Consider the following 2,600-nt stretch of genomic DNA (forward strand, 5'->3'; position numbering starts at 1 on the left):
GAGACGGGTCAGCCCGCCGGAATCGGCGGGGATGTCGAATTCCGCACCGATGTGTTCGACGCCGCGAGCGTCGAAGCGATGGTTGACCGGTTGCAGCGGGTGGTGGTGGCGCTTTGCGCTGATCCGTCACGCCGCCTGTCATCGATCGATCTGCTCGACGAGCGCGAATACGTCGAGTTGCAGACGTGGGGCAACCGAGCAGCGTTGACCGTGCCGGTGTCCGCGTCGTTGTCGATCCCGGCACTGTTCGCCGCCCAGGTGGCTCGCGCTCCGGAGGCAGTCGCCATCACTTATGCCGCTCATTCGTGGACCTACCGCGAGCTCGACGAAGCCTCTAACCGGATGGCGCATCTCTTGAGCGGTCATGGGGTGGGACCCGGGCAACGGGTGGCGCTGCTGTTGGCGCGGTCACCCCAGGCTGTAATTTCGATTCTTGCGGTGCTGAAGACGGGAGCGGCCTATCTGGCCATCGACCCGGGGCAACCAGTGGCTCGGATGGATTTCATGCTCGCAGATGCCGCTCCGGCGGCCGCGATAACCAGCGCGGGCCTGGCCGACCGGCTGGCCGGCCATGAATTGCTCGTCGTCGATATCGCTGACCTTGCTATCGATAGTCAGCCCGTCGGCGCGCTACCGGCGCCGTCCCCTGATGACGTCGCCTACCTGATCTACACGTCAGGTACCACGGGTATCCCCAAGGGCGTGGCCGTCCCACACCACAACGTGACCCAACTGCTGGACTCGCTGGATGCGGATCTGAACATGTCTCCGGGGCAAGCGTGGACGCAATGTCACTCTTTGGCTTTCGACTTCTCGGTGTGGGAGATTTTTGGTGCGCTACTGCACGGAGGCCGGCTGGTGGTGGTGCCCGATTCGGTGGCCGCCTCCCCGCAGGACTTGCACGCCTTGTTGGTCCGGGAGGAGGTGAACGTCCTAAGTCAGACGCCATCGGCGTTCTACGCCTTGGAAACTGCCGATTCGCTAGCGCCCGAGCTCGGGCAACAGCTCAAGCTTGAGGCAGTGGTATTCGGTGGTGAGGCGCTCGAACCGCACCGCCTTGGGCCGTGGCTTAGAAGCCATCCCGGTCTACCCCGGCTCATCAACATGTACGGCATCACAGAGACCACGGTGCATGCCTCGTTCCGCGAGATCGTCGACGCCGACGCCGACAGTGCCGTCAGCCCCATCGGAGTGCCGCTAGGCCACCTCGGCTTCTTTGTGTTGGACAGTTCGCTGGGGCCGGTCCCGTCTGGTGTGATCGGAGAGTTGTATGTGGCCGGTCAAGGGGTGGCTTTCGGATACGTCCGTAGGGGCGGGCTGACTGCGTCTCGGTTTGTGGCGTGTCCGTTCGCCGGTGCCGGTGCGCGGATGTATCGCACCGGCGATCTGGTGCGCTGGGGGCCTGACGGGCAGCTGCAGTACCTGGGACGTGTTGATGAGCAGGTCAAGATTCGCGGGTATCGCATTGAGCTCGGTGAGATCCAGGCCGCGCTGAACTCCCTCGAGGGCGTACAGCAGTCGGCGGTGATCGTTCGCGAGGACCATGCGGGCGACAAGCGGCTGGTGGGTTATGTCACCGGGACGGCTGACTCCGTCGAGTTGCGTAGGAAACTTGCCGAGCGTCTGCCGGCCTACATGGTGCCCGCGACAGTCGTGGCCGTCGACGCCATGCCGATCACCCACAACGGCAAGCTCGACAAGCGCGCCCTGCCGGCGCCGGAATACGCCGATGGCGGTCGCTACCGGGCGCCGGGCGACGCCATCGAGCAGATTCTGGTCGACATTTACGCCCATGTGCTCGGGGTCAAGCGAGTCGGGATCGATGATTCGTTCTTCGAGTTGGGCGGAGATTCACTGTCGGCCATGCGGGTCGTCGCCGCGGTCAATGCCCGCCTGGGTGTCGACCTCGGAGTCCGGACCCTGTTCGAAGCGCCCACGGTGGCCCGGTTGGCGCCGCGCATCGGCGAGGGGGATGGGCTGGAGCCGTTGGTGCCGGTGGAGCGCCCTGCGGTGGTGCCGTTGTCGTTTGCCCAGAACCGACTGTGGTTCATCGAACAACTGCAGGGCCCGTCCGCGGTTTACAACCTGGCGGTGGCGTTGCACTTAGACGGGCGACTGAATCCTCAGGCGCTCGGCGCTGCCTGGGTTGACGTCGTGGGTCGTCACGAGAGTTTGCGCACGCTGTTTCCCGCTCCCAATGGCATCCCCAAGCAGTTGGTCGTCCCGGCGGAGCAAGCGGAGGTTGGGTGGCAGGTCGTCGATGCCGCAGGCTGGCCGCAGAGGCAACTTGAGGAGGCCGTCGACGCGGTGGCTCGTCGCCCGTTTGACTTAGCCTCCGAAATCCCATTGCGCGCAACGGCATTCCGTGTCAGTGACGTTGAGCATGTGTTGGTGGCGGTGGTGCACCACATTGCCGCGGACGGCTGGTCGATCGCTCCACTGGTGCGCGACCTAGGTGTGGCTTACGCCGCTCGGTGCGTGGGGCGGGACCCCGATTGGGCGGACTTGCCGGTGCAGTATGTCGATTACACGTTGTGGCAGCGCGCGCAGCTGGGTGATCTCGATGATCCCGACAGCCGGATCGCCGGCCAGCTGGCTTA

At 64.9% G+C, this 2,600-nt stretch carries 1 protein-coding gene; it reads left to right on the top strand.

Features of this window, described 5'->3' with window-relative positions:
- The coding region (locus ACIA48_RS30225) for an amino acid adenylation domain-containing protein (RefSeq protein WP_396739999.1) at window positions 1-2,600 on the top strand (2,600 nt) is incomplete at both ends.

The sequence above is a fragment of the Mycobacterium sp. NPDC051804 genome, from assembly GCF_044452905.1.
Lineage (GTDB): Bacteria > Actinomycetota > Actinomycetes > Mycobacteriales > Mycobacteriaceae > Mycobacterium.